A 25,774-nucleotide genomic window follows, 5' to 3' on the forward strand; every position below is an offset into this window, starting at 1 on the left:
AAAGGTTCTAGAGGCTCACCACCTTGTCCGGGTTCATGATGTCGGCCGGATCGAAGGCGCGCTTGATGCGGCGCATCAGTTCCATCTCGATTTCCGGCCGAATCGACGCGAGCTCATCACGCTTCAGCTGACCGATGCCATGCTCGGCGGAAATCGAACCGCCATTGGCAAGCACCAGCCCGTGCACGATATGGTTCATCTCGTGCCAGCGGGCGATGAAGGCATCCTTGTCGGCACCAACCGGCTGCGAGATGTTGTAATGGATGTTGCCGTCGCCCATGTGGCCGAAGGCGCAGATGCGCGCGCCGGGCATTGCCGCCATCACCGCCTCTGCAGCTTCGTTCATGAAGTGCGGTATCTTCGAAACCGGCACGGAAACATCGTGCTTGATCGAGCCGCCCTCCGGCTTCTGGGCGTCCGACATGCTCTCGCGCATGTGCCAGAGCGCCTTCTGCTGCGCGACCGAGGAGGCGATTGCCGCATCCTGAACAAGTCCCGCTTCGAAACCCTGCTCCAGAACGGCATTCATCATCCGCTCGGCCGTTTCGGCGGAATCGGAGGTGGAGATGTCGATCAGCACATACCAGTCATGCGGCGTCTCCAGCGGATCGCGCACGCCATCGATATTGCGCGCGGTGATCTCGACACCGAAGCGCGGCATCAGCTCAAAGCCGGTGAGCGAGGCGCCGCAGAGGCTGGAAGCGAGGTTGAAGAAGGCAAGCGCATCCTCGACCGAGGATAGCCCAGCAAAGGCCACCTGATGGCCGAGCGGCTGCGGGAAGAGTTTCAGGACCGCGCCGGTAATGATCCCGAGCGTGCCTTCCGCGCCGATGAAGAGATCGCGCAGGTCATAGCCGGTATTGTCTTTCTTCAGGCGGCGCAGTCCGTCCCAGATCTCGCCGGTCGGCAGCACGACTTCGAGGCCGAGGCAGAGCTGGCGCATGTTGCCATAAGCGAGAACCGCCGTGCCGCCGGCATTGGTGGAAAGGTTGCCGCCGATGCGGCAGGAGCCCTCCGAGCCAAGCGAGAGCGGAAACAGGCGGCCGTGCGCCTCGGCCGCTTTCTGCACCTCGGCCAGGATCGCGCCGCCGTCGGCGACCAGCACGTTTGCGACCGGATCAACATCGCGGATCTTGTTCATGCGTTCGAGCGAAAGGATGACATCGGCCTTGCCCGCGCGCGGCGTCTGCCCGCCGACGAGGCCGGTATTGCCGGTCTGCGGTACGATGGCCGTACCGGTTTCGGTGGCAAGCTTCATGATTGCGGAGACTTCCTCGACCGTACCGGGTTTCAGCAGGAGAGGGGAGGAGCCGTGATAGAGACCGCGGTTTTCGATGAGGTGCGGCGCGAGATCAGCTTCACTGTGCAGCGCATATTTCTCGCCGACGATGGCGGTGAAACGTTCGATGTTCTCTGGAGAAATGCTTGTGCTGCTCATGGAGCCCGGTCCCTCTTCTTCACTCGCGCGGTGCTGCCGCTCGCCGCAGCCGGTCGTTGATTGCCTCTCCAAGCCCTTCGTCAGGGATCGGCGAAAAGGCGATCACGGCCGCGCCGCTGGCATCAGCCTTCTTCATGTAGTCGAAAAGATTGGCGGCCGCTTCCGAGAGATCGCCGCGCGGGCTGAGATTCAGCGCCATCGCCGCTTGCTCGGCGCCTGCCACCCTGTTTGGACCGAAGGCAATCAAAGCTTCACCGGGTTCCAGTGCCGTGGCTTCGAGCCGGACGGCCGCGCCCGGCGCGTAATGTGAAGCGAGCATGCCCGGCGCTTCGATCGCTGCGGTTGCCTTCTTCGAACGCAGCAAACGCTTGCCTGCCACCCGCTCGATCTCCTTGGCCGGCAGTCCGCCGGGCCGCAGCAGTCGCAGTTCGCCGTTTTCGACCTTCACGATCGTCGATTCCACGCCAACGGTACTCGCGCCTGCGTCAAGGATGAGAGGTATCTTTGCCCCCAGATCAGCCTCGACATGGGCAGCGCTTGTGGCGCTCACCTTGCCGGATGTATTGGCGCTCGGAGCCGCAAGCGGCCGCCCGAAGGCCCGGATCAGATCGCCGGTAAAACCTTTCGGTATGCGGACGCCGACGCTGTCGAGGCCGGCGGTCGCCAGCGCATGGATCGCGGTGCCGGTCCTCAGGGGCAGTACCAGCGTCAGCGGGCCAGGCCAGAAGGCTTCTGCCAAACCGCGGGAGATCGGATCGAATTCGGCATAGGTCTCTGCCATCGCAAGATCCGCCATGTGGCAGATCAGCGGATTGAAGCGTGGCCGCCCCTTGGTCTCATAGATGCGGGTGATCGCCGCCGGATTGGTGGCGTCGGCGGCAAGGCCGTAGACGGTCTCGGTCGGAATGGCGATCGCAAAGCCTTCGCCGAGCGCCGCGCAGCCGGCTTCGAGTGCCGTCTGCCTGTCCGCCTTGATGTCGATTATTCTTGCCATGTCCTGCCCGGTTTTACTGCGGCAGTCATTAGGCTTTCCTTGCGGCGCGATCAATCCCGCCCGAAGCTTGCAGATCAACTGCCGGCGAACCTACAGTTGGCGGATGATCTGGCGAAGCTGCTCGTTGCGGGCGCCGAGCAGGAGGATGTTGCGGATGGCGATCTGCGGATCGTTGGTGCGGAAGAGCAGGCCGTTGCCCCGCACCGAGCGGTCGACCACCATCCTCTCCGGCGTGCTTTCACCCGGCTTGATCGCCACGGCGAAATACATCCGGGAATTCTGCACCGCGATATTGTCGAAGAAATTGTCGTTGTCGCCGATGTCGGAATAGAAGTTGGCGATGTAGAAGGCCCATGCCACTTCGTCGTAGCGAGCGAATTTGGTGCGTGCGGCCGTGACGTGGCAGTAGCCGAGATGCGGGCTATCCGCCAGCGTCCGGTGGAAGATCATCTTCGGAAACTGGATCGCGCGGTGGAAGCCATTGATGTTCTGGTGGGTCTTTTCGCCGGCGGCCTGCAGCTTGCGTGCGGTCTTTTCAGCCACTTCCTCATGGGTGAGATAGCGGCGCTCGTCCGGGAGCCAGTCTTCGCGACGGCGGCTGATGCGGCCGGTGCGCAGGAATTCAGAGTGCTTGGCGAAAAGCCGTGGTTCTGTAGGCTTGATTTCTTCCCGCGTGTCGAAATATCGAAGTTTGGCCATGGCTTTCGCAGTCTTCGCTGTGTGGGTCGTCGGCAAGGATAGGATTTCGTGCTTAACACGCTGTTAAAATAGCGCGAAGAAGGCGCGAGAGCTGGGTTTGCGAGCGGTATGTCGCAAATGCGACAGTGCCTCGCCAGCCACATTGGATTTACTTATGTCTGACGGGTCACGAAATGTCGCAATTGACGATAATCAAAGGCGAGTGAATGTTTCTGAGGACCACCCGGCTCCCTGTCGTCAATTTCGAAGCGGATGTCGCTTTACAACCAAGCGACCGGCATGCTCGGTGCTTAAATAACACCATGACCAGTTCTCCGGAGGGAGAAGGAAGCGGGCGCGCTTCCGCTGCCGTGCTCGAAAAGAGTAGCAGCCACATGCACGAGGATAGGCAGATGGATATTCGCAGCAACGTTTTGCGCCAGCTCAAGAGCCGCCGCGAGGGTTTCAGTCTCGAACAGCCCTTCTACATTGACGAGGATTATTTCCGTCTGGATATGGAGATGATCTACTATCGCGACTGGCTATTCATCGGCCATGATTGCGAACTGCCGAAGCCAGGCGCCTACTTTACCGTCCAGATCGGCGAGTATCCTGTCGTCATCGTGCGCGGACGCGACAATGTCATTCGCGCCTTCCACAATAGCTGTCGCCATCGCGGCTCACGCGTCTGCACCAAGGAGCACGGCTCGTCGGTACGCCTCGTCTGCCCCTATCATCAGTGGACCTACGATCTCGACGGCAAGCTCGCCTTCGCGCGCCACATGGGCGATGATTTCGACAAGAGCGGCTACGGGCTGAAACCGGTCCATTGCGAAATCGTCGCCGGTTACGTCTTCATCTGCCTCGCCAATGTCGCGCCGGACTTCCAGACCGTGCGCGACAAGGTCGAGCCCTATATGGCGCCCCATCACATCGGCGAGGCCAAGATCGCCTTCCAGAGCACCATCATCGAGAAGGGCAACTGGAAGCTGGTCTGGGAAAACAATCGCGAGTGCTATCATTGTGCCGCAAACCATCCTGAGCTCTGCCGCACCTATCCGGAAGCGCCGAGCGTGACCGGCACTGATGGCGGCGCCGACGATCCCGAGATTGCCGGCCACTGGGCGCGCTGCGAGGCCGCCGGTCTGCCGAGCAAGTTCCAGATCTCGCCGGATGGACAGTTCCGCACCGCCCGCATGCCGCTGATCGAGGATGCCGAAAGCTACACGATGTCCGGCAGGCCCGCCGTCAAGCGCCCGCTCTCCGACGACGTGAAGATCAGCCACATCGGCACGATGCTGCTCTTCCACTACCCGACGACCTGGAACCATCTGCTCGGCGACCACGCCATCTCCTTCCGCGTACTGCCGCTCAGCGCCAACGAGACGGCGGTGACGACGAAATGGATCGTTCACAAGGATGCTGTCGAAGGTGTCGATTATAACCTCGAGGAGCTGACGCACGTCTGGACCGAGACCAACGATCAGGACCGCCGCATCGTCGAAGAGAACGCCTTCGGCATCCGTTCGCCGGCCTATGAGCCCGGTCCTTATTCGCAGGTCCACGAGGGCGGTGTCATGCAGTTCCTCGAATGGTATTCGAACTTCATGATCAACCGTTTGCAGGGCGATCAGGCCAAGCTCTCGGTCGTTGCCTGAGGGCGATCGCCACCGGTTAATGTCCGGTTCATTTCGCCTCCGGTAAAAATGGAGTGTGGATGCCGTTTTCGGGTCTTTCGGGAACAATTTTCCGTTTTGTCCGTTGTCCGGCAGGCTTTTTTGCTCTTGATCGGAGACACGCAATGTTTGGGCTGAGTAAGAAGGTCGCGACTGCGGTTATGGCCGCCGCCGTCGTTGTGACGAGCTTCGTGCCGTCGCAGGCAATCCAGATGCCGACCGCCCCGCAGGTGGAAAAATCTTCGCCTGTCGAAAACGTCCAATATCGCCGTTACTATCGTCCTGGCTACCGCCACGGCTACTATCCGGGCTACCGCCCCGCATATCGTTCTGGCTGGTACAGCGGCTATCGCGGTTATTCCTATTATCGTCCGGGCTACCGCCACTATGACGGCTACTGGTATCCGCTGGCAGCCTTTGGCGCCGGTGCCGTCATCGGCGGCGCTATCGCGGCGCAGCCGCGCTACTATGCGCCCGCGCCGGCTCCCTCGGGCATCAATCCGAGCCATGTCGCCTGGTGCGAAAACCGCTACCGTTCCTACAGGGCCTACGACAATACGTTCCAGCCCTATAACGGTCCGCGCCAGCAGTGCTACTCGCCCTACTACTGAGGCGAAACCAGAGATCGAGATTGAACGCCCGGCCATCGAGCCGGGCGTTTTCGTTCAGAGAATATCCACCCGCTTCAAGAGCCACCAGGCCAAGGCGATGGAGGCGAGGATGAGCCCCACGGCATATTCCGTACCGTAGTCTCCGACGGCAAAGGGTAGGTTGGCCGTGTTCATGCCGAAGAAGCCGGTCACCAGTGTCGGCGGCAATAGGAAGGCCGTCATGATCGACAGGATGTAGAGGTGGCGGTTCGTCTCCGATGAAAGCTTGGAGTCGATTTCTTCGTGCAGCAGCCTTGCCCGGTCCTGCAGCGCGTAGACATCGTGGTCGACTGTCTCCAACCGGCTCGTCAGTCGCCCGGCAATATCGTCGAAACCGAAGGGCATTTCGTCTTCGTCGGAGGCTGCCGCTCGCCGCATCAGCGCAAGGACCGTGCGCAGGTGGCGATGCAGGCGCACGATCGTGCGGCGGACGGGAGCAAGCCTGCGGCGTTCGTCACGCGGCGCGTTGTCGTAGACGAAGTCCTCGATCAGGTTGAGCTCCTCGGTGAGCTCCATGACGACGGAGATCAGCGTGCGCTGGAACTCGGTCACAAGCAGTTCGAAGAGGTCGACGGGACGGGCGAACTTGCCGGGATTCTTCTCGATCATCACACGTGTCCGCTCCACGCTTCTCAGCGGCTGCAGGCGCGTGGTGATGATGAAACGGTCGGAGATGGCGAAATGCAGCCAGCCGAGATCGGCCGTGTCCTGATCGAATTCGCGCTGGCAGTCCACCAGCGTGCCGTAGAGCATCTGTTCGTCGACAGTCAGGACCGCGTGCGTGTCGCGCGTGGTCAGCGCCGACTTGGCGTCATCCATCACGCCGAGCGTGTCGAGCAGAGCGGGCACGCGGGCATCGGCGAGGTTGAGATGCAGCCAATAAAAACCGTCGTCCACGGTCAGCTCTGCGGCCGTCGCGCTGTTTTGCAGTCGCGCGGCCTTCTTGCTTTCCGGCGAGAAACGGTAGGCCCATACGAGGCCGGGTATGTTGACGGGCAAGGTATCCATTATTGCCGATCCTCTCGCGAAAGCGATCAATCCTACTAAAGCATGTCGCGCAAAACTGTGTAGCGGTTTTGCGATAACGACATGCGTCAAAACAAAGGCCTGAAGCGTGGCAGCGGATCTGAAAAGATCGCGACACGCTTAGAGATTCTCCATGACGTCTGTTTGTGCAAGTGCACAAGCGAAAAGGCGCTCTCGATCAAGGTTATCGACGGAAACCAAATTGACGTTTACGTAAAAATCAATTAGCTCTTCGAATGGAGGCGCTTGTGCACCGGCTCTGCCGTGCGTGAGCTGAATGCGGAGGAAAATAAGATGTATAAGGCGCCTGTCGAGGAAATCGCGTTCACGCTGAAGCATGTCGCCGGCATGGCTGAGGCGATCGACGACGGTCTTCTCGGCGATCTTGGCGAGGATCTCGTCGATGCCATTCTTGCCGAGGCGGGACGATTTGCCACGGAGGAAATCGCCCCTCTCGCCGATATCGGAGACCGCCAGGGCACCCGGCTTGCCGACGGTGAGGTGAAGACGCCGGAAGGCTGGCGCGACCTCTACCGCAATTGGGCCGCAGGCGGCTGGAACGGCCTGACCGCGCCGGAGGACTTCGGTGGCCAGGCTTTGCCGCACATGCTGAATGTCGCGGCCCTCGAAATGTGGAACTCCGGCTCAATGGCTTTCGCACTCTGCCCGACGCTCACCATGGGTGCCGTCGAGGCGCTGAACGTGCATGGTAGTGCCGCTCTCAAGGAAAAATATCTGGCGCGCATGGTGTCCGGTGAATGGACCGGCACGATGAACCTCACGGAACCTCATGCCGGCTCCGATCTCGGCGTACTGAAGGCGCGCGCCGAGCGCCGTGAGGATGGTAGCTACCGCATCTTCGGCCAGAAGATCTTCATCACCTGGGGCGAGCATGACGCGGCCGACAACATCATCCATCTCGTGTTGGCGCGCCTGCCGGATGCGCCGGCCGGCACTCGCGGCATCTCGCTTTTCCTCGTGCCGAAATTCCTTGTCAATGATGACGGCTCGCTCGGCGCCCGCAACGATCTTCACTGCCATTCGCTCGAACATAAGCTCGGCATTCACGGCTCGCCCACCTGCACCATGGTCTATGGCGACGGCAAGTTCGGCGAAGAGAAGGGTGCGATCGGCTGGTTGATCGGCGAGGAGAACAAGGGCCTCGCCTGCATGTTCACGATGATGAACAATGCCCGACTTGCCGTCGGCATGCAGGGTGTGGCGATCTGTGAAGCGGCGACGCAGAAGGCGATCGCCTATGCCAAGGAGCGCACGCAGGGCAAGGCCCCTGGCTGGAGCGGCTCCGGCATGAGCCCGATCATCGACCATCCCGATGTCACGCGCACGCTGCTCACCATGAAGGCCCTGACGCAGGGCTCACGCGCCATCGCCTATGCTTGCGCCCATGCGATCGATATGGCGCATCGCGCCAATGAGCGACGCGAACACTGGCAGGAGCGCGCTGCGCTGCTTACGCCGATTGCCAAGTCCTTCGCGACGGATGCCGGCGTCGATGTCGCCTCCCTCGGCATCCAGGTGCACGGTGGCATGGGCTTCATCGAGGAGACAGGTGCCGCTCGCTATTTGCGTGATGCCCGCATCGCCCCGATCTATGAAGGCACGAACGGCATTCAGGCAATTGATCTCGTCACCCGCAAGCTGCCTTTGTCTGATGGCAAGCAGGTCAGGGGCTTCATTGCCGAGCTGAAGGCGATCGCCGAGGCTGTCCACAGTTCAAATCTCGACGGTTTCGGCACGACGGCCAACAGGCTGGAGACAGCACTTGCCGATCTGGCAGAGGCTACCGACTGGCTTCTCGCGCGCCTTGCAGAGGGCAAGTCCGCCGAGGCCCTGTCCGGCGCAACCCCCTATCAGCGTCTGTTCGGCCTTGCGCTCACAGGCTGCTATCTCGCCAAGGGCGGCCTTGCCCGCACCGCGGATGGGGCAGGCGAGGGCCGTATCGCGCTCTGCCGTTTCGCAGCCGAAAACCTTCTGTCCGAAACGGCGGCGCTGAAAGACCGTGTCGTCAACGGTGCCAATAGCCTTGCAGCTGCCCGCACCGTCCTTGCCTGAGGAGACTGATATGAGCGATCCCATCATCATCGAGCGATCCGCGGAACATCCGTCCGTCCAGCTCATCCGTTTCAACCGGCCGGAAAAGAAGAATGCCTTCACTCGCGCCATGTACCGTACCATGACCGACGCGCTGAATGCCGCCAATGCCGATGCCGATATCCGGGTGACGGTCTTTCTCGGCACCGAAGGCTGCTTCTCGGCCGGCAATGATATCAGCGATTTTCTCGCCGTGGCCATGGGCGGCAGCATGGGCCAGGAACTGATTGATTTTCTCTATGCACTCGTCAATGCCGAAAAACCGCTCGTCTCGGGCGTCGATGGTCTGGCGATCGGCATCGGCACGACGCTCAACCTGCATTGTGACCTGACTGTTGCTTCCGACCGCAGCCATTTCCGCACGCCTTTTGTCGATCTGGCGCTGGTGCCGGAGGCGGGCTCGAGCCTGATCGTCCCGCGCATTACGGGTCATCAGCGCGCCTTCGCCATGCTCGTTGCCGGAGAGGCCTTTACGGCTGAGGATGCGAAGCAAGCCGGCCTGATCTGGAAGGTGACGACGCCGGAAGATGTGGAAAGCCAGACGATCGCTGCGGCCGCAAAGCTTGCAGCCAAACCGCCGGAAGCGTTGAAGATCGCTCGCGATCTCGTTCGCGGCCCGCGGGAGGAGATCATCGCGCGTATCGATGAAGAGGCCCGTCACTTCGCCGCCCGCATGAGAAGTGATGAGGCGCGCGCTGCCTTCGAGGCTTTCATGCGCCGCTGAGCCCTAGAAATCAGTGGTTATTGTCAGACGCGAATTTAAAGCCTCTCTTAAGCATAGTCTAACTAATGAATGGAGGATGGTTCCCCCGAACTGTCCGGGCGCGTGATGTGTTTCGTACGACCCCCCTTGTCCGAATTCATCCAACGTCTATCGCCCGTTCGCAGCGCGCTTAACCCCCGCGCTGCGAAACTATTGGGCGACGTGCATCCCAGCCGCGCGCCCCCCGTGGAATAGTTAGGTATTTGCCGAACTATTTATTGACTCTCGCCATCTCATATCTATAGTTAGGTACATGCCTAACCAATCACATGCGCTCGATTTGATGTTTCAGGCGCTGGCAGACCCCGCCCGGCGCAGCATGGTGGATCGGCTCTGCAAGGGCCCCGCCTCGGTGAAGGAGCTTGCGGAGCCGCTGTCCATGGCGCTGCCTTCTGTTCTCCAGCATCTGCAGATGCTGGAATCGAGCGGCCTTGTGCGATCGGAAAAGAACGGCCGCGTGCGCACCTGCCGGATCGAGCCGCGGGCGCTCCGCTCAGCCGAAGCCTGGATCAACGAGCGTCGCACCCTCTGGGAGCATCGCCTCGACAAACTGGGCGCATATCTCGAAGCCAATCCGGAAATGCCGGACAAACCTGAGAAGCAGAACGAAAAGGAGTAAGACCATGCAGGAAGAGTATAGCACCCTTCATTCCACCTTCTCCATCGAGCGCACCTATGACGTGCCGGCTCCGCGCGTCTTTGCCGCCTGGTCCGATCCGAAGGCGCGCCTGCAGTGGGAGGCGATCGGCGAGGATTTCACCACCACCTATACCGAAAATGATTTCCGCGTCGGTGGCCGCGATATCAGCCGGTTCAACTTCGGCAAGAGTGACGAATATGTCGCCGATGCGCGTTACGAAGACATCGTCAGGGATCGCCGCATCGTCTACGCCTATACGATGTCGCACAATGAGCGGCGCATCTCCTCGTCACTGACGACCATCAGCCTGACGTCGGTTGCCGAAGGCACGCATGTCGTCGTCACCGAGCAGATCACCATTCTCGACGGCGGCGATAAGGTGGAATATCGCCAGGCGGGCATCGCCGGACAACTCGACCAGTTGGGCCATTATCTCGCCGGCGAAAAGGTCGGCTGACGGCTGCTTATTTCTCCAACGTCGCCACGATCTCAACATGCGAGGTCCAGAGGAACTGGTCGATGGGCGTGACCGATGTAATTCGGTAGCCGCCCTCGACGAGGATGGCGAGGTCGCGGGCGAGCGTCAGCGGATTGCAGCTCACCGCCACGACCTTCTTGACGATCGAGCGCGCCAGTTCCTTGCACTGGAACTCCGCGCCCGCACGTGGTGGATCGAAGACGACGGCGTCGAAGACTTTGAGCTCCGAGGTCATCAGCGGGCGGCGGAAGAGATCGCGCTTTTCGACGGTCACCGGCTTCAGGCCCTGCGTATTGCGCGCCGCGTAGTCGAGTGCCGCAATCGCCTTGCCGTCGCCTTCAACGGCATGCACGCGGCCGAGACGGGCAAGCTGCAGCGAAAAGGTGCCGGCGCCGGCAAAGAGATCTGCGATCCGCTTGGCCTTGCCGACATGCGCAAGCACCAGCTTTGCCATTGCTTCTTCTGCAGGCTTCGTCGCCTGTGTGAAGCCGCCGGCAGGCGGATAGACCTGGATACCGCCGAACTCGACGACAGGTTTGGCCGGCTCGATCAGGATTTCACCATCAAGCGAAACGCGGGCAATGCCGCGAAGGCCGAGTATGACCTCGACCGCCTTGCGACGCTGCTGGTCGGACAGCTTCCTTATGCCTTCGACCGCAAGGTCGAGGCCGGAGAGCGTTTCGAGAACCGCGATGCGGAAGGCATCCGCATTGGTCGCGACTGCCGCCCCGACAGCCTTGATTGCCGGCAGCCGGGAAATGATCCCCGCCGACGAGATGGGACATTCCTCGATGGCGACGATGTGATGGCTTTCGGCCTGGTTGAAACCAACAAGCATATCCTTCTCGGTCTTGCGTGCAGCAAAGACCACTCGCCGTCGCTCGCCGGGATGGGCCGCGACGATCTCGCCGACCTCAGGCGTCAGCCCTTTGGACTTCAGCGCATCGATGACGAGCTGCCGCTTGAAGGTGCGGTAGGGTATATCTGCCATATGCTGCAGCGTGCAGCCGCCGCAGGTGCCGTTGACGCCGTCTGGCCCGAAATGCCGACAGGGCGGCTCCTGCCGGTCGGCGGAGGCCGAGGCGATCGACATGACCGTGCCCTGGCTCTTGACGCGGGCGATCGCCACCGTCTCTCCCGGCAGCGTGAAGGGCACATAGACAGGTCCGTCCTTGCCGTTGGCAATGCCGTCGCCCTGTGCGCCGAGCCTGTCGATGGTGATTGTTTCCGTGCTCACGCTTTTGTCCCTGCCAATAGAAATTCCTGATTGCCGTCTCCGCCCGAAATGGGCGAGGGGATGAGCCCGAAACTCTTCCAGCCCATGTCTTCAGTGAACCATCGCTCAAGTTCTGCCGCCACGGCAGGCCCGGAAGTCGGATCCTTGAGCAGCCCGCCCTTGCCGATCGCCTCGCGCCCCGCCTCGAATTGCGGCTTGACGAGGATCGCGGCAAGCGCTCCCGGCTCCGCAATATCGAGCGCCGGAGCAAGCGCCAGTTTGAGCGAGATGAACGAGACGTCGGAGACGATGAACTCCAGGGGCTGGCCGATATCCTCAGCCCTCAGATTGCGGGCATTGAGTCCCTCGACATTTGTCACGCGCGGATTGCCCGATATGCGCGGATGCATTTGCCCGTGGCCGACATCAACAGCCGTCACATGTGCGGCACCCCGCTCCAGCAGCACTTCCGTAAAGCCGCCGGTGGAAGCGCCGACATCGAGACAGTGCCGTCCTGCCGGATCGAGCCCGAAGTGGTCGAGTGCGGCCACCAGCTTCAATGCTGCGCGCGAAACATAGTCCTGCGCCGGGTCGTCGATTTCGATTGTCGCATCGTCGCCGAAGACGGCGCCGGCCTTCGTCACCACCTTGCCGGCGACCTTCACCGTGCCGCGTGCCACGGCGTCTCGCGCCCGCGAGCGGCTCGCAAAGAGGCCGAGGGTGACGAGAAGCTGGTCGAGGCGCTGGCTGTTTTGATCTGACATCGGCTGTGAATGACCGTCAAAGCCGCCGGTTGCAAGCGTTTTGTTGGCATCGCGGGCACGCCAGTGCAGGCTCACATCGCCGGAACCGCAATAAACTAAATCGACCTGTGCTGCGACGCACCAAATTTAAACAATTTTAAATCCTGCCCGCATAGGTTCGTTTTGATTGCAGCGGCTCGCTTTTGAATCGCTTCGTGCCATGAAGGCTCCCGCGTCCTCCCCGCCGATCATGTCCCTCATCAAGAAGTCTTGTGGCTGCGCATTTGCGTAGTCGCCCCTTGTCGCGCCTGATGTCGCCAGGAGAAATTGACCGATGTTCGCTCGAAACATATCCTTGAATGGTAAGCTTGCGGCCACTTTCGCAGCACTCATCCTTATTTTCGTATCAGTTTCCGCGTTCGTTTATTCCAAGGCAACGACGTCGGCGAGCTCTTCCGCCGAACAGGAAAAATCCGAGCTTCTCGTCAACCAGATCGATGACGCGCTGCAGGCCATGCTTGAGCAGGCCGTCAACCTGCGCGGCTTCATCCTCTTCCGCAGCGACAGCACCTATGGCGATATTTTTGCCAACCGCGAGCGCATGCTGAAGGCGATCGCCGCTGCAAAGCAGACCGCCGCTTCCCAGCCTGAGCTCGTCTCGATGATCGACGACATGCAGAAGGCTGCAGACCTGTATTTCCACGAGCTCGCCGAGCCGCAAGCCAAGGCCCGCAAGGAAACAGAAATGCCGATCGCAGAGGTCGTCAAGATCGGTGTCAACGCCACCAAGGGCCAGCTCGACGGCTTCCGCGCCGCTTCCGCCAAGATCAAGTCTCTCGCCCGCGACAAGTCCATTGCACTCGCCGCTGCTCAGGCGGACGCCAGTAGCGATCTCAAGACGACGCTTCTGGTCGGCGGCATTGCCGCAGCTCTTGCCGCCGCTGCACTCGCCTGGGCCCTGTCGCGCACCATCGTCCGCCCGATCGTCGGCATGACGGCCGCCATGGACCGTTTGGCCGGCGGCGACCACAATATCGAAGTTCCGGCAACCGGCCGTCAGGACGAAGTCGGCCGCATGGCCCAGTCCGTTCTGGTCTTCAAGGATGCTGCGATCGAAAAGCAGCAGCTTGCCGGCGAAACCGACCGCATGCGCGGCGAAGCCGAGCGCCAACGACAGATGAGCGACGAGCAGAAGGCCCGCGAAGAAGGCGAAATCCGCTTCGCCGTCGATGCTCTGGCCGGCGGCCTTGCCGGCCTTGCCATTGGCGATGTCGCATCCCGCATCCATACGCCGTTTGCGCCGCAGTACGACAGCCTGCGCAACGACTTCAACAATGCCGTCGAAAAGCTGCAGGCTGCCCTGCAGTCCGTTGGCCGCAACGCTTCGGCCATCAATGCCGGCGCCGGTGAAATTCGCTCTGCCGCGGACGATCTCGCCCACCGCACCGAACAGCAGGCCGCTGCCGTCGAAGAGACCGCAGCTGCTCTCGAAGAAGTCACGACCACAGTGCGCGACTCTGCCAAGCGCGCCGAAGACGTCGGCAACCTCGTCGAGCGCACCCGCCTCGGCGCTGAAAAGTCCGGCGAAGTCGTCCGCAGGGCGGTTTCGGCCATGCAGCAGATCGAAAAGTCTTCGGGCGAGATCTCCAACATCATCGGCGTCATCGACGACATCGCCTTTCAGACCAACCTTCTGGCGCTGAACGCCGGCGTCGAAGCAGCACGTGCCGGTGAAGCCGGCAAGGGTTTTGCCGTCGTCGCACAGGAAGTGCGTGAACTCGCCCAGCGTTCCGCAAATGCCGCCAAGGAAATCAAGGCGCTGATCAACACGTCGAGCGAACAGGTCAACTCCGGCGTCGGCCTTGTCGGCGAAACCGGCAAGGCGCTGGAAGCGATCGTCGCCGAGGTTCAGGAAATCAATCGTCATGTCGGCGCAATCGTCACCGCGACCCGCGAACAGTCGATCGGCCTGCAGGAGATCAACACCGCTGTCAACAACATGGACCAGGGCACTCAGCAGAACGCCGCCATGGTTGAAGAGCAGACTGCTGCGAGCCACGCGCTTGCCCAGGAAGCATCCGCTCTTGACGACCTGCTGCGCCAGTTCAAGCTCGGCGCTCAGGCTGCCGCTCCGGTCCAGAGAACCACTGCAGCAACCACCGCGTCCCGACCGGTCGCCTCTCCGGCCCGCGCGCTCGCTAGCAAGGTCACTAGGGCCTTCGGCGGCAAGCAGGCAACCGCGGCTGCTGCCGTCGTCCAGGAAGACTGGACCGAGTTCTGAGAGCGATCTCTTCGGAAATGAAAAAGAAAGGGCGGCATTGAGTGCCGCCCTTTCTTTTTGGGTTTACCCGGCGGAGGCGCGCAGCCGCTCGATATCCCGCCGCGGCGGGATGCTATGCATGCGGACATAATCGCGGCTGAACTGCGAAGGGCTGTCGTAACCGACACGGAAACCAGCCTCGGCAGCGCTCAGCCCCTCGGTCACCATCAGCCGCCGTGCCTCCTGCAGACGAAGCTGGGTCCGGAACTGCAGCGGGCTCATCGCCATCACGGTCTTGAAATGCTCGTAGAAGGATGAAGCGCTCATGCCAGCCACCGAAGCCAGATGCTCGATGGCGAAGGGCTCGCTGAAATTCTTCCGCACGAAATCGATCGCCCGGCCGATCTGGTTGAGCCTGCTTTCGCCATTGGCGATCTGCCGCAACAGCGCGCTCTGCGGCCCGCGGATCAGCCTGTAGAGGATCTCCCGCTCGATCAGCGGCGCCAGAACCTCCGCATCCTCGGGTGTGTCGAGCAGGCGCAACAGGCGCACGACCGCGTCGATGAGTTCAGGCGTCGTGGCACTGACACCGGCCGCAGGGCTTTCCGGCAGACGCCCCTCTACGGCAGGCAGCATTTCGGCAAGCGTGCTGCGGTCGAGCTGTAGCCGAAGGCACAGGTATGGCCGGTTGGCGCTCGCCTCGACAACGGCGCCGATCACCGGCAGGTCGACACCGACCACGAGATAATGCGCGGCATCATAGACATGCGCGATCTCGCCGATCACGGCGCGCTTGCGCCCCTGCGCCACGATGCAGAGCGAAGGTTCATAGAGCGTATGGATCGGTTCGGTGCGGGCGGAGGATCGTATGATACCGACCCGCGGCAGCACCGTGTCGAAATTACCATCCGTCTCGGTATGACGATCGATCAAGTCTGCAAGTTCGGCAATCTTTTCCATGGAAGCAGCATGAACCCTACTGCTGCAAATGCCAAGCGCCTGAAGCGGCTTTCGGAAGATCGTGCAAGAAATCCGGAAAAGCTTGCTATCGGTCGCTGCCTGGCCAAGCCCAATCTTATGCGCATGGATCGGCAGCATTCGGCTGCGGTCCCGATTGAAGCATGAGGAAAAGAACATGACGGGTATAAAAGGCAAGACAGTTCTCATCACTGGCGCGAGCAGTGGCATCGGCGCCGGCACCGCACGCGAACTGAGTGCTGCCGGCGCCAAGCTGATGATCGGCGCACGCCGTACCGACCGGCTGGAAGAGCTGGCAAAGGAAATCCGCGCCGGTGGCGGCACGGTGGAATTCCGCGCGCTCGACGTTACCGACCGGGCCGATACCGAGGCCTTCGCCAAGGCCGCGGTCGAGGCTTTCGGCGGCGTCGATGTTCTGGTCAACAATGCCGGCGTCATGCCGCTGTCGCTGATGTCCTCGCTCAAGGTCGAGGAATGGGACCGCATGATCGATGTCAATATCAAGGGCGTACTCTACGGCGTCGCCGCCGTACTGCCGATCATGAACACGCAGGAGCGCGGCCAGATCATCAACGTCTCCTCGGTCGGCGGCTTGGCGGTTGTGCCAACGGCTGCCGTCTACTGCGCCACGAAATATGCAGTGCGGGCGATTTCCGATGGTCTGCGCCAGGAAAACAAGAAGCTGCGTGTGACCTGCATCTATCCCGGCGTTGTCGAATCCGAACTCGCCGAGACGATCACCGAACCTTTTTCGGCCGAAGCCATGGTCGCCTTCCGCGAGATCGCCCTGAAGCCCGATGCCATTGCCCGGGCGATCCGTTTCGCCATCGAGCAGCCCGAGGATGTTGATGTCAACGACATCACCGTCCGCCCGACGGCGAGCGTGGGACTGTGACCATGCGGATCCGCGGGGCTCTCGGCGGGGTGGTGCTTTCGCTTGCCGCCTCATCCGCTCTTTCAGAGGAAACGAAAATGCAGAACCGTCCCTATCTCGGCCCCTATCTCGGAATGTGGATCACCGGTGACGGCCACATCCAGCAGGAACTGCTGTCCAACGGCCGTTATGACGAGGCGAGGGGTACGCGAAAGAGTGCCTACCAGGGCCGCTATGAAGTGACCGGCGATCATATCGAATATTGGGACGATACCGGTTTTACCGCCGATGGTGATTTCATCGACGGCGTGCTGCATCACGGCGGAATGATCTTCTACCGTGATGGAAAAAAGCCTGAGTGAGAAAAGCCCGTCGGCGTGCTGCCTTAACCGGCCACGCCGACGGCAACACCACGTCCGAGCGCGTTGAACACAGTCGAGACGATGCCGGCACGGTCGAGACCGGCATGGGCGATCATCGCTTCCGGCTTAGCCTGTTCCATCCAGATATCGGGCATAACCAGCGAGCGCACCTTCAGACCACGGTCGAGAAGGCCATCCATCGCCATGAACTGCATGACCTGGCTGCCGAAGCCGCCGACGGAGCCTTCTTCCACCGTGATGAGGATTTCGTGGTGGCGCGCAAGCTGGCGGATCAGCGCGTGGTCGAGCGGCTTTGCAAAGCGCGCATCGGCAACCGTCGTCGAAAGGCCAGCGGCATCTAGGTCTTCGGCCGCCAGCAGACAGTCGGCAAGCCGCGTCCCGAAGGAAAGAAGCGCAACCTTCGTGCCTTCCTTGACGATGCGGCCCTTGCCGATCTCAAGGATCTGGCCGCGCTCCGGCATGTCGACGCCGACACCTTCGCCACGCGGATAGCGGAACGAGATCGGGCCGGCATCATATGCGACGGCCGTGCGCACCATATGCTTGAGCTCCGCCTCGTCCGCGGCCGCCATGACGACGAAGCCGGGCAGGGTGGCAAGGAAGGCCGTATCGAAGGAACCGGCATGTGTCGGACCATCGGCACCGACGAAACCGGCGCGGTCGATCGGGAAGCGCACGGGCAGGCCCTGGATCGCCACGTCATGCACGACCTGGTCGTAGGCGCGCTGCAGGAAAGTGGAATAGAGCGCCGCGAAAGGCTTGAAACCTTCGGCGGCAAGGCCGGCGGCGAAGGTCACGGCATGCTGTTCGGCAATGCCGACGTCGAAACAGCGTGACGGGAAAATCTCGGCGAACTTGTCGAGGCCGGTGCCGGTCGGCATGGCGGCAGTGATGCCGACGACGCGGTCGTCGAGTGTTGCTTCCTGGACCAGCGTCTCAGCGAAGACATTGGTATAGCTCGGTGCATTCGGCTTCACCTTCGCCTGCGTGCCGGTGATGACATCGAACTTGTTGACGCCGTGATACTTGTCGGCTGCAGCTTCCGCCGGCGCATAGCCCTTGCCCTTCTGGGTCACGACATGGATCAGCACCGGGCCATTGGCATTGTCGCGCACGTTGCGCAGCACGGGCAGAAGGTGGTCGAAGGAATGACCGTCGATCGGGCCGATATGGTAGAAGCCCATCTCTTCGAACATCGTCCCGCCAGTCACGTAGCCGCGGGCATGCTCGACGGCGCGGGTGATCGCCCGGTCGATGTTTTTGCCGAGATAGGCCGTCAGTTTCTTGCCGAAGTCGCGGAAGCCCATATAGGTGCGGCCGGAGGCAAGGCGGGCGAGATAGGCGCTCATCGCCCCGGTCGGCGGGGCGATCGACATGTCGTTGTCGTTGAGAATGACGATCAGGCGGGCATCGAGCGCGCCGGCATTGTTCAGCGCCTCATAGGCCATGCCGGCTGACAGTGCCCCATCGCCGATGACGGCGATGACGCGGCGGTCCGTCCTGTCGATATCGGCAGCAACAGCCATGCCGAGGCCGGCGGAAATCGAGGTTGAGGAGTGCGCAGCACCAAAGGGGTCGTATTCGCTTTCGGCCCGGCGCGTGAAGCCCGAGAGACCGTTTTCCTGGCGCAGCGTGCGAATGCGGTCGCGGCGCCCGGTCAGGATCTTGTGCGGATAACATTGATGGCCGACATCGAAGATCAGCCGGTCGTCAGGCGTGTTGAAGACGTTGTGGATGGCGATCGTCAGCTCCACCACGCCGAGACCTGCGCCGAGATGCCCGCCGGTGCGGGAGACGGCGTCGATCATTTCGTCCCTGACTTCGCGTGCAAGCTGCGGCAGATCGCGATCCTCGAGCTTGCGCAGGTCGGCAGGATAGGTGACCTGATCGAGCAGCGGGGTCTTCGGGGATTGTGTCACGGGCGGGCGCTCTTCTTTGACTGATCGGCTTTGCTTTATTCGATTGAATTGCGGCAAAACAACTACATTTGCATAACCGCAAGTTTTTCACCTTAGAGCACTTCAGCCCTCCGGCAAAGGCACGAATTCCTCTTCATCGCCGGGAACGATATCGAAGCGGCCGGTGCGCCATTCCTCCTTGGCCTTCTCGATCCGCTCCTTCGAGGAGGACACGAAATTCCACCATATGTAGCGTTTGGAATTCAGCGCGGCACCGCCGAACAGCATCAGATGACAGCCCTCAGTGCCGGCTTCGAGCGTGATCGCATCGCCGGGCCGGAAGACGAGAAGCTGGTCTGCCGCAAACCTGTCGCCGGCAATGACGACCTCGCCTGACAGCACATACACGGCGCGTTCCTCGTGAGCCGCGCCGAAGGGAAATTTCGCGCCCGGCTGTAAGTCGAGATCGACATAAAGCGTATCTGTGAACACCTTCACCGGCGAGGCGAGACCCTCGAACGAGCCGATGACGACGCGTCCACGCACGCCGTTGGTCTCGATCAGAGGCATCTCTCCCTTTTCGGTATGGGCGAAGGAGGGGTCGATTTCCTCCTTGTCGTCAGGCAACGCCAGCCACGTTTGCAGTCCGGACATCAGAAGCGGATGGCCGCGCAGATTGTCCGGCGTGCGCTCCGAATGCACGATGCCGCGGCCGGCCGTCATCAGGTTGATATCGCCGGGGCGGATGACCTTTTCCGTTCCGAGACTGTCGAGATGACGGATCTCGCCATCGAAGAGATAGGTGACCGTCGAAAGCCCGATATGCGGATGCGGCTTCACATCCAGCGCCTCGTCCGGCTTTAGGATCGCCGGTCCCATGCGGTCGAAGAAGATGAACGGTCCGACAAGCCGGCGCTGGCGCGTTGGCAGGGCGCGGCGCACCTGGAAGCCGCCGATATCGCTGGTGCGCGGAATGATCAGATTCTCGATCGCATCACAGGCGAAAGCATCACCGGGCAGGGGATCTTTACCGGGGAAGAAGGACATGGCGCACTCCAATCACAAAGGCTTCCGCCACAGATAGCGCCTGCGGGTCCGGCGCGAAAGGGCCAGTTTGCGAGATCGTCGGGAAGCCGTCAGATTGCCGTAAAACCATTGTCGACGAAAAGATGGGCGCCATTGACGAACACCGATTCATCGCTCGCGAGATAGAGTGCGGCGCGAGCGACATCCTCGGGCTCGCCGATCCGGCCCTGCTGTGCGGCAATCGCTGCGTCCGAAACATCGACGCCATGCGCCTGCAGTTCCTTCACTTCGCGCAGGCCATGCGGCGTGCGGATGAAGCCGGGGCAGACGGCATTGCAGCGGATGTTGCGGTCACGGAATTCGACGGCGATGGCGCGCGCAAACATATGCACCGCGCCCTTGGTCGTGTCGTAGAGCACTTCCATCGGCGTCGCCGCGACCGCCGAGATTGACGAGGTGCAGACGATCGATCCGCCGCCGGCTTCGATCATCTTGGGCAGCACCGCCTTCGTCATCAGAAACATGGAGCGGACGTTGACCGCATGCAGCCAATCCCATTCCTGCAGCGTGGTCTCCAGGAACGGCTTGATGACGATCGTACCCGCGTGATTGAAAAGGACAGTGACCGGTCCGTAGCGCTCCTCGACGCCGGCCACCGCGGCATTGACGGCTGCTTCCTCCGAAACATCGGCCGTCCAGTAATCGGCCTCGCCGCCGGCGGCGCGGATCTCGGTGACGGTTTCCGCCGCAGCCTCGCCATTACGGTCGATGATGGCGACACGCGCACCCTCGGCCGCAAAGAGCTTCGAGGCCGCGCCGCCCATGCCGGTCGCGCCGCCCGATATGATAGCGACCTTGCCCTTCAATCTGTCCGTCATCAGTCAGTCCCCTTCTTGCTTTGAAAGGGGATCATAGATCGGTCGGAAGCTGGTCGCCAAGCGTCTTGAAAGGGAGTTTCGGTACGCCTTTAAGCGCCGTCGAGCGGCTCGACGGCCTGCGGCTTGCCGGCGCGGTCAAGACGGATCTTCTCGATACGGTTTTCGGCGGCCGAAAGCAGCGTTTCGCAATGCTTCTTCAGCGCTTCGCCGCGCTCGTAGATCTCGATGGATTCATCCAGCGCCACGTCACCGCGTTCCAGCCGGGCAACGATGCTTTCGAGTTCGGCAACCGCCTTTTCGAAGGAAAGACCGGAAACCTCCGGCTTGGCGCTGTCAGTCATTCTCAACCCTTCATCATTCTGAGGATATGCATGCCCGCCGACTCGGCGAGTCCCTCCAGATCATACCCGCCTTCCAGCAGGCTGACGACCCGGTTATTGGCGCTACGATCGGCAACCTCAAGAAGACGTCCCGTCGCCCAGTCGAAATCCTCGCCGGTCAGGTTGATCTGCGCCAGCGGATCGCGGTGATGGGCGTCAAATCCGGCAGAGATAATGATGATATCAGGCCGGAAGTCATTGAGCGCCGGCAGCACGCGCGATTTGAACGCCTCGCGGAAATGATCGCTGCCGACATTGGGCGAAAGCGGCGCATTGACGATCGTGCCGTGCGCGCCGTTTTCATCCTTGGCCCCGGTGCCGGGATAAAGCGGCATCTGATGGGTGGAGCAGAAAAGCACGGAGGGATCGTCCCAGAAAATATCCTGCGTGCCATTGCCGTGGTGGACGTCCCAATCGACGATGGCGACGCGTTCGGCGCCGTGAGCCTTCTGCGCATGGCGGGCAGCGATCGCCGCATTGTTGAAGAAGCAGAAGCCCATCGCCGTCATCCTCTCGGCATGGTGACCCGGCGGGCGCGCCGCGACGAACACATTGTCGGCCTTGCCGCGGAACACGTCGTCGACGGCGGCCATCGCCCCGCCTATGCCAGTCAGCGCCGCCTGCAGGCTCTTCTGGCTGGCATAGGTATCGGCTTCGAGCTGGTTGATCTTGTCTTCCTCTTCCGGGATCTGCCGCATGACAGCGATCAGATGTTCTTCCGGATGGGCAAGCAGCACGGCGTCTTCATTCGCCTGCGGCGCTTCCTTTCGGTCCAGCCGCTCGAAATTCGGATGCTCCAGCGCGACATTGAGCGCGCGGATGCGGTCGGAGCGCTCGGGATGGCCTGACGGCGTCACGTGCTCGAGAAAGATGGGATGTTCGTAAAGACGGGTGCTCATGCCGGCACTCTATCGATCGCAAATGTCATGATCCACAGCAGATGGAGCGCAGCGTGTCGATTTCAACACGCTGCATCGTCGCGGTTAACGCTCCGCATCCTCCGTTTACGCTATTTTAATTGTTTCGTTTACATCGACGGACCCCATGCTAGGGTCCTAGTGATAACCTGCAAGGCAGACCTGTAAATGAGTAAGACGAACCGCCCGGACGTGGTGGAATTGCGCATACCGTTTCGTGATGTGGATATGAACGGCCAGATGTTTCTGGCCTCCTATATTTCCTATGCCGAATCCGTACTTGCGGGTTTCTGGTCATTGAGACCTGATGTGGAGGACGAGCCTGTCTATACTCCCGCCAAGGTGTCCTGCATCCTTCACCGGCCATTGCACTATCACGAAGCAGTGACCTTCACCGCCGGCGTCGACAAGATCGGTGTGCGCTCCATCGGCTTTCTCATCGCCGCCGAGATTGACGACGAGCGTGCTGCCGAGGTCGAAATCACCTGGCAGGCGCGCAGCCGCGACGACGGCTCGCCAGTCTCGCTTCCCGAAGAGACGCGCGACTGGCTCTATGGCTTCCTGGATTAAGCGCGAATCCGCAAGAGTGGATAACCGGCCATGACGGCCCGACCGACGAGCGCTGCGACGAAGGCCTTTATGACGTCACCTGGGATGAATGCCATGCTGCCCACAAAGGCCTGCTTCAGGCCGATATTTGCTGCAAGGGCCAGATAGGCGATCCCGAAGGCGTAAAGCACGACGATGCCGCCGATCATGGCGGCAAGGAAGAAGCTTACCGTCTGGACGAGGCCGGACTGATCGCCGTGAACCAGCCGTTCACTGAGGAAGCCCGTCACAAAAGCGGCAAAGACCCAACCGAACAGGAAGCCGGAGGTTGGGGCCACGAAAGCGGCAAATCCACCGCGGCCACCCGAAAGCACCGGCAGCCCGATGGCTACGAGCACCAGGACGATCAGCACGGCAATCGCGGCGCGTCTTGCGCCAAGCACGACGCCTGCCATCATGACGCCGAGCGATTGCGCGGTGATCGGCACCGGGATGAAGCCGAGATAGATGGGCGGCAGCAGGCCGAGAGCCACGATAATCGCGGCGAAAAGAGCGGCAAGAACGAGGTCGCGCGTGCTCATCGTGATCTCCAATTCATAAATCGTTAACTGACATGCCGCCGAATGCCGCGCGCGTCAATCGCCGCGGCAATGTTATCCGCATCCCTGAGCGTTAAAATGATGAGCGGGGTAAGGATCGTCGCCGGTCGCACCTTCAGTCCACGCGCCGCATGCGCTTCGCTGATCGCATGGTAGCGGGCGATGATTTCTGGCACGAAGCGCAGCACGAGACCGACCGCCAGCCCAATGTCGTCGGCCTTCACCCAGCCGATCCGTTCCAGCGGTCGTGCAAGCGCCGTTATCTCATCCATGAATTGTGTGATTGTCGTCGTTGCGGTCACGGCGGCAGCAAACAGCATCAGCGCTGTCAGCCGGAGCAGCGTCGCAAGCGCCACGTGCCACGGACTGACGATGAGGGTGAAGAGTGCCACGATCACGATCGTCAGCAAGATTGGCCGCAGCCGGACGGCCGATTCGTTCAGCGACAAGCCGATGCTGCGATAGGTCAGCGCCGTCAGCAGCGTGACGATGGCAAGCAGCGGAAGATTGTCGCCGAGGAACAACACGACGCCGAGCAGGAAGAGGGAAAAGATCTTTACCCGCGGCGAAAGCCGGTGCAGCGCGCTGTTGCCTTCGACATAAAGCGACTGCATCAGATGGCGAGCTCCCTGTAGCGGGCAATCGCTTCGGCTGCCGGCGCATCGGCCTCCAGCCTGCCCTCATGAAACAGTAACACCCGCTCGAAGCCTGATATCAGCTCGAGATCATGGGTGATGACGACGACATTTTCTTCGAGCCCATCGATGGTCTTCTGCACGAGCGCGCGGTTGCGCAGGTCAAGCTGATTGGTCGGCTCGTCGAGGATCAGGATATGGGGACCGGTTGCCAGCACCGAGCAGAGCGCCGCGATCTGCAACTCGCCGCCGGAAAGCTCATGGGCACGGCGCGTGGCGAGTTCCTCGGCGTTGAAGCGTGCCAGCACCAGCTCAACCTTTCGATCGATCTCCGCCTTGCTAAAACCGCGGCCCTTCAGTCCGAAAGCGATGTCGTCCTTGACGATCGGCAGGATGATCTGGTTCTGCGGCGACTGGAAGATGAAGCCAACATCGGCAAGCGCCGTCTTCTTCTCAAGTGTATCGCGCCCGTTGACGGTGACTTTGCCCGTGGTGGGTTTCATGAGCCCGTTGATCATCCGCGCGAAGGTCGTTTTGCCCGAACCGTTGAGCCCGATGACGCCGAGACGGTTTTCGGTGAGAGACAGTGTCAGCGGCTCGACCGCGATCCTTGCTCCGAAACTGGCGCCCGCGCTCTCGAAACGAATATCCAACTCTGGTCCCCTTGTTTGAACTCCTGCTTCTATAAGGCGGTGACGACGCGATAAAGGATCAAAATCAAATCGGCTCGAATATCGTATCGGGTAGCTAGGAAGATTTTCCGCGCTATGATGCCGGCATGACGAATCTGCTCTCCAATTCCGATGCCCGCCGTGTCTTTCTCGCCAAGCAGGGGCTGAGCGCGCCTCCGAACCGTGCATTGACCAAGGCCGGCCTGCTGGACCTCATTCACGACCTCGGCTTTGTGCAGGTGGATAGCATTCAGACGGTGGAACGCGCCCATCATCAGATCCTCTTTTCCCGCAATCAGACATACCGGCGCGAACACCTGACCGCGCTCCTGGAGAAGGATGGTGCGCTCTTCGAACACTGGACGCATGATGCCTCCATCCTGCCGAGCGCCTTCTTCAAATACTGGAAACACAAATTCCGCGACGAGGAACTGGCGCTCGTCGAGCGCTGGCGTAGATGGCGCGGCGAGGGCTTCGAAGCTTCCTTCGAGGAGACCTATGATCGGGTGGTCAAGGATGGGGCGATCCTGGCGCGCGACATGAAGGCGGACGGCCACGTCTCCGGCGGCTGGTGGAACTGGCACCCCAACAAGACGGCGCTCGAATATTTCTGGCGCACCGGCAAATTCGCCATCGCCGGCCGCTCCAACTTCCAGAAGATCTATGATCTCGTCGAGCGGGTCATTCCCGCCGAATTCCATAAGCCTGAGGTCAGCCGTGGGGATTTCGTGGACTGGGCCTGCCGCAGCGCGCTTACCCGTCTGGGCTTTGCCACACACGGCGAAATCGCCGCCTTCTGGGATCTGCTCTCGCCTGATGAAGCCAAGGCCTGGGTTGCCGAAAACAGGGATGAGCTGATCGAAGTGATGATCGAACCGGCTCTCGGCGGTAAGCCACGGGCCTCATGGGCCTTTGCCGATTTCCTTGGAACGACAGACGCTTATCCGGAAGCGCCACCGCGAATCCGGGTGCTCAGCCCGTTTGATCCGATGATCCGGGACAGAAACCGGACAGAGCGTCTTTTCGGCTTCTTCTATCGTATCGAGATCTTCGTGCCGGAGCCGAAGCGGGAATACGGCTATTACGTTTTCCCGCTCCTGGAAGGCGACAGGCTCATCGGCCGTATCGATATGAAGGCGGACAGGAAGAAGGGCACACTGGATGTCAAGCGCCTATGGCTTGAGCCACGCGTGAAAGCATCCGCAGGGCGGCTGGAAAAGCTGGAAGCCGAGTTGGATCGCTTAGCGCGCTTCGCCGGCGTGGAGAACGTCGTCTATCACGACCGCTGGAAAGGGTAATCCCTTCTCCCCGA

26 protein-coding genes are annotated in these 25,774 nt (G+C 61.3%); 11 read left to right on the forward strand and 15 right to left on the reverse strand.

Annotated features, from left to right (window positions below; all coding sequences use genetic code 11):
* Window positions 1-7 precede the first annotated feature (7 nt).
* The 3 genes from AB4Z13_RS04305 to AB4Z13_RS04315 all read right to left on the reverse strand — a co-directional run bounded on the left by AB4Z13_RS04305 (window position 8) and on the right by AB4Z13_RS04315 (window position 3,131).
* A complete protein-coding gene (locus AB4Z13_RS04305; protein WP_439014230.1) occupies window positions 8-1,438 on the reverse strand; it encodes an FAD-binding oxidoreductase in 1,431 nt (476 codons plus the stop codon).
* Between the two features lie 19 nt (window positions 1,439-1,457).
* Window positions 1,458-2,432: an L-threonylcarbamoyladenylate synthase gene (locus AB4Z13_RS04310; RefSeq protein ID WP_439014231.1), complete on the reverse strand. Its 975-nt coding sequence runs from the start codon at window positions 2,430-2,432 to the stop codon at window positions 1,458-1,460.
* Window positions 2,433-2,522: 90 nt separating this feature from the next.
* Window positions 2,523-3,131: a DUF6656 family protein gene (locus AB4Z13_RS04315; protein ID WP_113323041.1), complete on the reverse strand. Its 609-nt coding sequence runs from the start codon at window positions 3,129-3,131 to the stop codon at window positions 2,523-2,525.
* 392 nt (window positions 3,132-3,523) lie between these two features.
* On the opposite strand from AB4Z13_RS04315, the gene AB4Z13_RS04320 reads away from it, so the two are divergent.
* Window positions 3,524-4,768 carry an aromatic ring-hydroxylating oxygenase subunit alpha gene (locus AB4Z13_RS04320; RefSeq protein WP_439014232.1) on the forward strand — a complete coding sequence of 415 codons (1,245 nt, stop codon included), beginning with the start codon at window positions 3,524-3,526 and terminating at the stop codon, window positions 4,766-4,768.
* Between the two features lie 143 nt (window positions 4,769-4,911).
* On the forward strand, window positions 4,912-5,397 hold the full coding sequence (locus tag AB4Z13_RS04325; RefSeq protein WP_439014233.1) for a BA14K family protein: 486 nt from the start codon (window positions 4,912-4,914) through the stop codon (window positions 5,395-5,397).
* A gap of 54 nt (window positions 5,398-5,451) precedes the next feature.
* Here AB4Z13_RS04325 and AB4Z13_RS04330 read toward each other — a convergent pair whose 3' ends face one another.
* Window positions 5,452-6,444, reverse strand: a complete 993-nt coding sequence (locus AB4Z13_RS04330; RefSeq protein ID WP_439014235.1) for a transporter — start codon at window positions 6,442-6,444, stop codon at window positions 5,452-5,454.
* A gap of 312 nt (window positions 6,445-6,756) precedes the next feature.
* Between AB4Z13_RS04330 and AB4Z13_RS04335 the strand changes: the two genes are divergently transcribed.
* The 4 genes from AB4Z13_RS04335 (at window position 6,757) to AB4Z13_RS04350 (ending at window position 10,434) form a co-directional block, all read left to right on the forward strand.
* The gene (locus tag AB4Z13_RS04335; RefSeq protein ID WP_439014236.1) at window positions 6,757-8,535 is read left to right on the forward strand and encodes an acyl-CoA dehydrogenase; all 1,779 of its coding nucleotides are present in this window, start codon (window positions 6,757-6,759) and stop codon (window positions 8,533-8,535) included.
* Between the two features lie 10 nt (window positions 8,536-8,545).
* Window positions 8,546-9,298: a crotonase/enoyl-CoA hydratase family protein gene (locus AB4Z13_RS04340; protein WP_439014237.1), complete on the forward strand. Its 753-nt coding sequence runs from the start codon at window positions 8,546-8,548 to the stop codon at window positions 9,296-9,298.
* A gap of 292 nt (window positions 9,299-9,590) precedes the next feature.
* Window positions 9,591-9,956 carry an ArsR/SmtB family transcription factor gene (locus AB4Z13_RS04345; protein WP_113323047.1) on the forward strand — a complete coding sequence of 122 codons (366 nt, stop codon included), beginning with the start codon at window positions 9,591-9,593 and terminating at the stop codon, window positions 9,954-9,956.
* A 4-nt stretch (window positions 9,957-9,960) separates the two neighbouring features.
* Window positions 9,961-10,434, forward strand: a complete 474-nt coding sequence (locus AB4Z13_RS04350) for an SRPBCC family protein (RefSeq protein ID WP_439014238.1) — start codon at window positions 9,961-9,963, stop codon at window positions 10,432-10,434.
* Window positions 10,435-10,441: 7 nt separating this feature from the next.
* On the opposite strand, the gene AB4Z13_RS04355 is transcribed toward AB4Z13_RS04350, so the two are convergent.
* Both AB4Z13_RS04355 and AB4Z13_RS04360 read right to left on the reverse strand, forming a co-directional pair.
* Complete coding sequence (locus AB4Z13_RS04355) at window positions 10,442-11,692, reverse strand: class I SAM-dependent RNA methyltransferase (RefSeq protein ID WP_439014239.1); 1,251 nt, start codon at window positions 11,690-11,692, stop codon at window positions 10,442-10,444.
* Complete coding sequence (locus AB4Z13_RS04360) at window positions 11,689-12,435, reverse strand: TlyA family RNA methyltransferase (protein WP_439014240.1); 747 nt, start codon at window positions 12,433-12,435, stop codon at window positions 11,689-11,691. Before AB4Z13_RS04360 ends, AB4Z13_RS04355 begins: the two co-directional genes overlap by 4 nt.
* Window positions 12,436-12,748: 313 nt before the next feature.
* Between AB4Z13_RS04360 and AB4Z13_RS04365 the strand changes: the two genes are divergently transcribed.
* The gene (locus tag AB4Z13_RS04365; protein WP_439014241.1) at window positions 12,749-14,695 is read left to right on the forward strand and encodes a methyl-accepting chemotaxis protein; all 1,947 of its coding nucleotides are present in this window, start codon (window positions 12,749-12,751) and stop codon (window positions 14,693-14,695) included.
* A 63-nt stretch (window positions 14,696-14,758) separates the two neighbouring features.
* Here the strand turns inward: AB4Z13_RS04365 and AB4Z13_RS04370 are convergent, their stop codons facing one another.
* A complete protein-coding gene (locus AB4Z13_RS04370) occupies window positions 14,759-15,634 on the reverse strand; it encodes an AraC family transcriptional regulator N-terminal domain-containing protein (protein ID WP_439014242.1) in 876 nt (291 codons plus the stop codon).
* 175 nt (window positions 15,635-15,809) lie between these two features.
* Here AB4Z13_RS04370 and AB4Z13_RS04375 point away from each other — a divergent pair, with 175 nt between their 5' ends.
* Both AB4Z13_RS04375 and AB4Z13_RS04380 read left to right on the forward strand, forming a co-directional pair.
* Window positions 15,810-16,547 (forward strand): SDR family oxidoreductase, encoded by a 738-nt coding sequence (locus tag AB4Z13_RS04375; RefSeq protein ID WP_439014243.1) that lies wholly within the window; start codon window positions 15,810-15,812, stop codon window positions 16,545-16,547.
* 77 nt (window positions 16,548-16,624) lie between these two features.
* Entirely contained in the window at window positions 16,625-16,888 is a 264-nt protein-coding gene (locus AB4Z13_RS04380; RefSeq protein WP_405049676.1) for an Atu4866 domain-containing protein, read from the forward strand.
* 23 nt (window positions 16,889-16,911) lie between these two features.
* On the opposite strand, the gene dxs is transcribed toward AB4Z13_RS04380, so the two are convergent.
* The 5 genes from dxs to AB4Z13_RS04405 all read right to left on the reverse strand — a co-directional run bounded on the left by dxs (window position 16,912) and on the right by AB4Z13_RS04405 (window position 21,990).
* On the reverse strand, window positions 16,912-18,828 hold the full coding sequence (gene dxs / locus AB4Z13_RS04385) for a 1-deoxy-D-xylulose-5-phosphate synthase (protein WP_113323054.1): 1,917 nt from the start codon (window positions 18,826-18,828) through the stop codon (window positions 16,912-16,914).
* A 102-nt stretch (window positions 18,829-18,930) separates the two neighbouring features.
* Window positions 18,931-19,854 carry a pirin family protein gene (locus AB4Z13_RS04390; protein WP_439014244.1) on the reverse strand — a complete coding sequence of 308 codons (924 nt, stop codon included), beginning with the start codon at window positions 19,852-19,854 and terminating at the stop codon, window positions 18,931-18,933.
* Between the two features lie 89 nt (window positions 19,855-19,943).
* A complete protein-coding gene (locus AB4Z13_RS04395; RefSeq protein ID WP_439014245.1) occupies window positions 19,944-20,711 on the reverse strand; it encodes an SDR family NAD(P)-dependent oxidoreductase in 768 nt (255 codons plus the stop codon).
* A gap of 89 nt (window positions 20,712-20,800) precedes the next feature.
* The gene (locus AB4Z13_RS04400) at window positions 20,801-21,052 is read right to left on the reverse strand and encodes an exodeoxyribonuclease VII small subunit (protein WP_047613900.1); all 252 of its coding nucleotides are present in this window, start codon (window positions 21,050-21,052) and stop codon (window positions 20,801-20,803) included.
* A gap of 2 nt (window positions 21,053-21,054) precedes the next feature.
* Complete coding sequence (locus AB4Z13_RS04405; RefSeq protein ID WP_439014246.1) at window positions 21,055-21,990, reverse strand: histone deacetylase family protein; 936 nt, start codon at window positions 21,988-21,990, stop codon at window positions 21,055-21,057.
* Between the two features lie 186 nt (window positions 21,991-22,176).
* Here AB4Z13_RS04405 and AB4Z13_RS04410 point away from each other — a divergent pair, with 186 nt between their 5' ends.
* Window positions 22,177-22,578, forward strand: a complete 402-nt coding sequence (locus tag AB4Z13_RS04410) for an acyl-CoA thioesterase (RefSeq protein ID WP_113323057.1) — start codon at window positions 22,177-22,179, stop codon at window positions 22,576-22,578.
* Here AB4Z13_RS04410 and AB4Z13_RS04415 read toward each other — a convergent pair.
* The 3 genes from AB4Z13_RS04415 to AB4Z13_RS04425 are packed head-to-tail and all read right to left on the reverse strand — an operon-like array spanning window position 22,575 to window position 24,444.
* Window positions 22,575-23,138 carry a biotin transporter BioY gene (locus AB4Z13_RS04415; RefSeq protein ID WP_439014247.1) on the reverse strand — a complete coding sequence of 188 codons (564 nt, stop codon included), beginning with the start codon at window positions 23,136-23,138 and terminating at the stop codon, window positions 22,575-22,577. The two genes, AB4Z13_RS04410 and AB4Z13_RS04415, sit on opposite strands and share 4 nt — an antisense overlap.
* 23 nt (window positions 23,139-23,161) lie before the next feature.
* Window positions 23,162-23,770 carry a CbiQ family ECF transporter T component gene (locus tag AB4Z13_RS04420; protein ID WP_439014248.1) on the reverse strand — a complete coding sequence of 203 codons (609 nt, stop codon included), beginning with the start codon at window positions 23,768-23,770 and terminating at the stop codon, window positions 23,162-23,164.
* The gene (locus tag AB4Z13_RS04425) at window positions 23,770-24,444 is read right to left on the reverse strand and encodes an energy-coupling factor ABC transporter ATP-binding protein (protein ID WP_439014249.1); all 675 of its coding nucleotides are present in this window, start codon (window positions 24,442-24,444) and stop codon (window positions 23,770-23,772) included. The genes AB4Z13_RS04420 and AB4Z13_RS04425 overlap by 1 nt, the downstream gene beginning before the upstream one ends.
* A gap of 125 nt (window positions 24,445-24,569) precedes the next feature.
* Here AB4Z13_RS04425 and AB4Z13_RS04430 point away from each other — a divergent pair, with 125 nt between their 5' ends.
* Window positions 24,570-25,760, forward strand: coding sequence for a winged helix-turn-helix domain-containing protein (locus AB4Z13_RS04430; protein ID WP_439014250.1), 1,191 nt, complete (start codon window positions 24,570-24,572; stop codon window positions 25,758-25,760).
* Window positions 25,761-25,774: the final 14 nt, after the last annotated feature.

The sequence above is a fragment of the Rhizobium sp. YAF28 genome (assembly GCF_052113285.1).
GTDB lineage: Bacteria > Pseudomonadota > Alphaproteobacteria > Rhizobiales > Rhizobiaceae > Rhizobium.

What these genes read in the sequence shown, in the direction of transcription:
- AB4Z13_RS04330 (WP_439014235.1), bottom strand. Translation starts at nt 6,444, where the DNA reads ATGGATACCTTGCCCGTCAACATACCCGGCCTCGTATGGGCCTACCGT.
- AB4Z13_RS04380 (WP_405049676.1), top strand. Translation starts at nt 16,625, where the DNA reads ATGCAGAACCGTCCCTATCTCGGCCCCTATCTCGGAATGTGGATCACC.
- AB4Z13_RS04310 (WP_439014231.1), bottom strand. Translation starts at nt 2,432, where the DNA reads ATGGCAAGAATAATCGACATCAAGGCGGACAGGCAGACGGCACTCGAA.
- AB4Z13_RS04390 (WP_439014244.1), bottom strand. Translation starts at nt 19,854, where the DNA reads ATGTCCTTCTTCCCCGGTAAAGATCCCCTGCCCGGTGATGCTTTCGCC.
- AB4Z13_RS04360 (WP_439014240.1), bottom strand. Translation starts at nt 12,435, where the DNA reads ATGTCAGATCAAAACAGCCAGCGCCTCGACCAGCTTCTCGTCACCCTC.
- AB4Z13_RS04370 (WP_439014242.1), bottom strand. Translation starts at nt 15,634, where the DNA reads ATGGAAAAGATTGCCGAACTTGCAGACTTGATCGATCGTCATACCGAG.
- AB4Z13_RS04400 (WP_047613900.1), bottom strand. Translation starts at nt 21,052, where the DNA reads ATGACTGACAGCGCCAAGCCGGAGGTTTCCGGTCTTTCCTTCGAAAAG.
- AB4Z13_RS04350 (WP_439014238.1), top strand. Translation starts at nt 9,961, where the DNA reads ATGCAGGAAGAGTATAGCACCCTTCATTCCACCTTCTCCATCGAGCGC.
- AB4Z13_RS04335 (WP_439014236.1), top strand. Translation starts at nt 6,757, where the DNA reads ATGTATAAGGCGCCTGTCGAGGAAATCGCGTTCACGCTGAAGCATGTC.
- AB4Z13_RS04405 (WP_439014246.1), bottom strand. Translation starts at nt 21,990, where the DNA reads ATGAGCACCCGTCTTTACGAACATCCCATCTTTCTCGAGCACGTGACG.
- AB4Z13_RS04375 (WP_439014243.1), top strand. Translation starts at nt 15,810, where the DNA reads ATGACGGGTATAAAAGGCAAGACAGTTCTCATCACTGGCGCGAGCAGT.
- AB4Z13_RS04365 (WP_439014241.1), top strand. Translation starts at nt 12,749, where the DNA reads ATGTTCGCTCGAAACATATCCTTGAATGGTAAGCTTGCGGCCACTTTC.
- AB4Z13_RS04415 (WP_439014247.1), bottom strand. Translation starts at nt 23,138, where the DNA reads ATGAGCACGCGCGACCTCGTTCTTGCCGCTCTTTTCGCCGCGATTATC.
- AB4Z13_RS04410 (WP_113323057.1), top strand. Translation starts at nt 22,177, where the DNA reads ATGAGTAAGACGAACCGCCCGGACGTGGTGGAATTGCGCATACCGTTT.
- AB4Z13_RS04345 (WP_113323047.1), top strand. Translation starts at nt 9,591, where the DNA reads ATGCCTAACCAATCACATGCGCTCGATTTGATGTTTCAGGCGCTGGCA.
- AB4Z13_RS04315 (WP_113323041.1), bottom strand. Translation starts at nt 3,131, where the DNA reads ATGGCCAAACTTCGATATTTCGACACGCGGGAAGAAATCAAGCCTACA.
- AB4Z13_RS04430 (WP_439014250.1), top strand. Translation starts at nt 24,570, where the DNA reads ATGACGAATCTGCTCTCCAATTCCGATGCCCGCCGTGTCTTTCTCGCC.
- AB4Z13_RS04340 (WP_439014237.1), top strand. Translation starts at nt 8,546, where the DNA reads ATGAGCGATCCCATCATCATCGAGCGATCCGCGGAACATCCGTCCGTC.
- AB4Z13_RS04325 (WP_439014233.1), top strand. Translation starts at nt 4,912, where the DNA reads ATGTTTGGGCTGAGTAAGAAGGTCGCGACTGCGGTTATGGCCGCCGCC.
- AB4Z13_RS04420 (WP_439014248.1), bottom strand. Translation starts at nt 23,770, where the DNA reads ATGCAGTCGCTTTATGTCGAAGGCAACAGCGCGCTGCACCGGCTTTCG.
- AB4Z13_RS04320 (WP_439014232.1), top strand. Translation starts at nt 3,524, where the DNA reads ATGGATATTCGCAGCAACGTTTTGCGCCAGCTCAAGAGCCGCCGCGAG.
- AB4Z13_RS04395 (WP_439014245.1), bottom strand. Translation starts at nt 20,711, where the DNA reads ATGACGGACAGATTGAAGGGCAAGGTCGCTATCATATCGGGCGGCGCG.
- AB4Z13_RS04305 (WP_439014230.1), bottom strand. Translation starts at nt 1,438, where the DNA reads ATGAGCAGCACAAGCATTTCTCCAGAGAACATCGAACGTTTCACCGCC.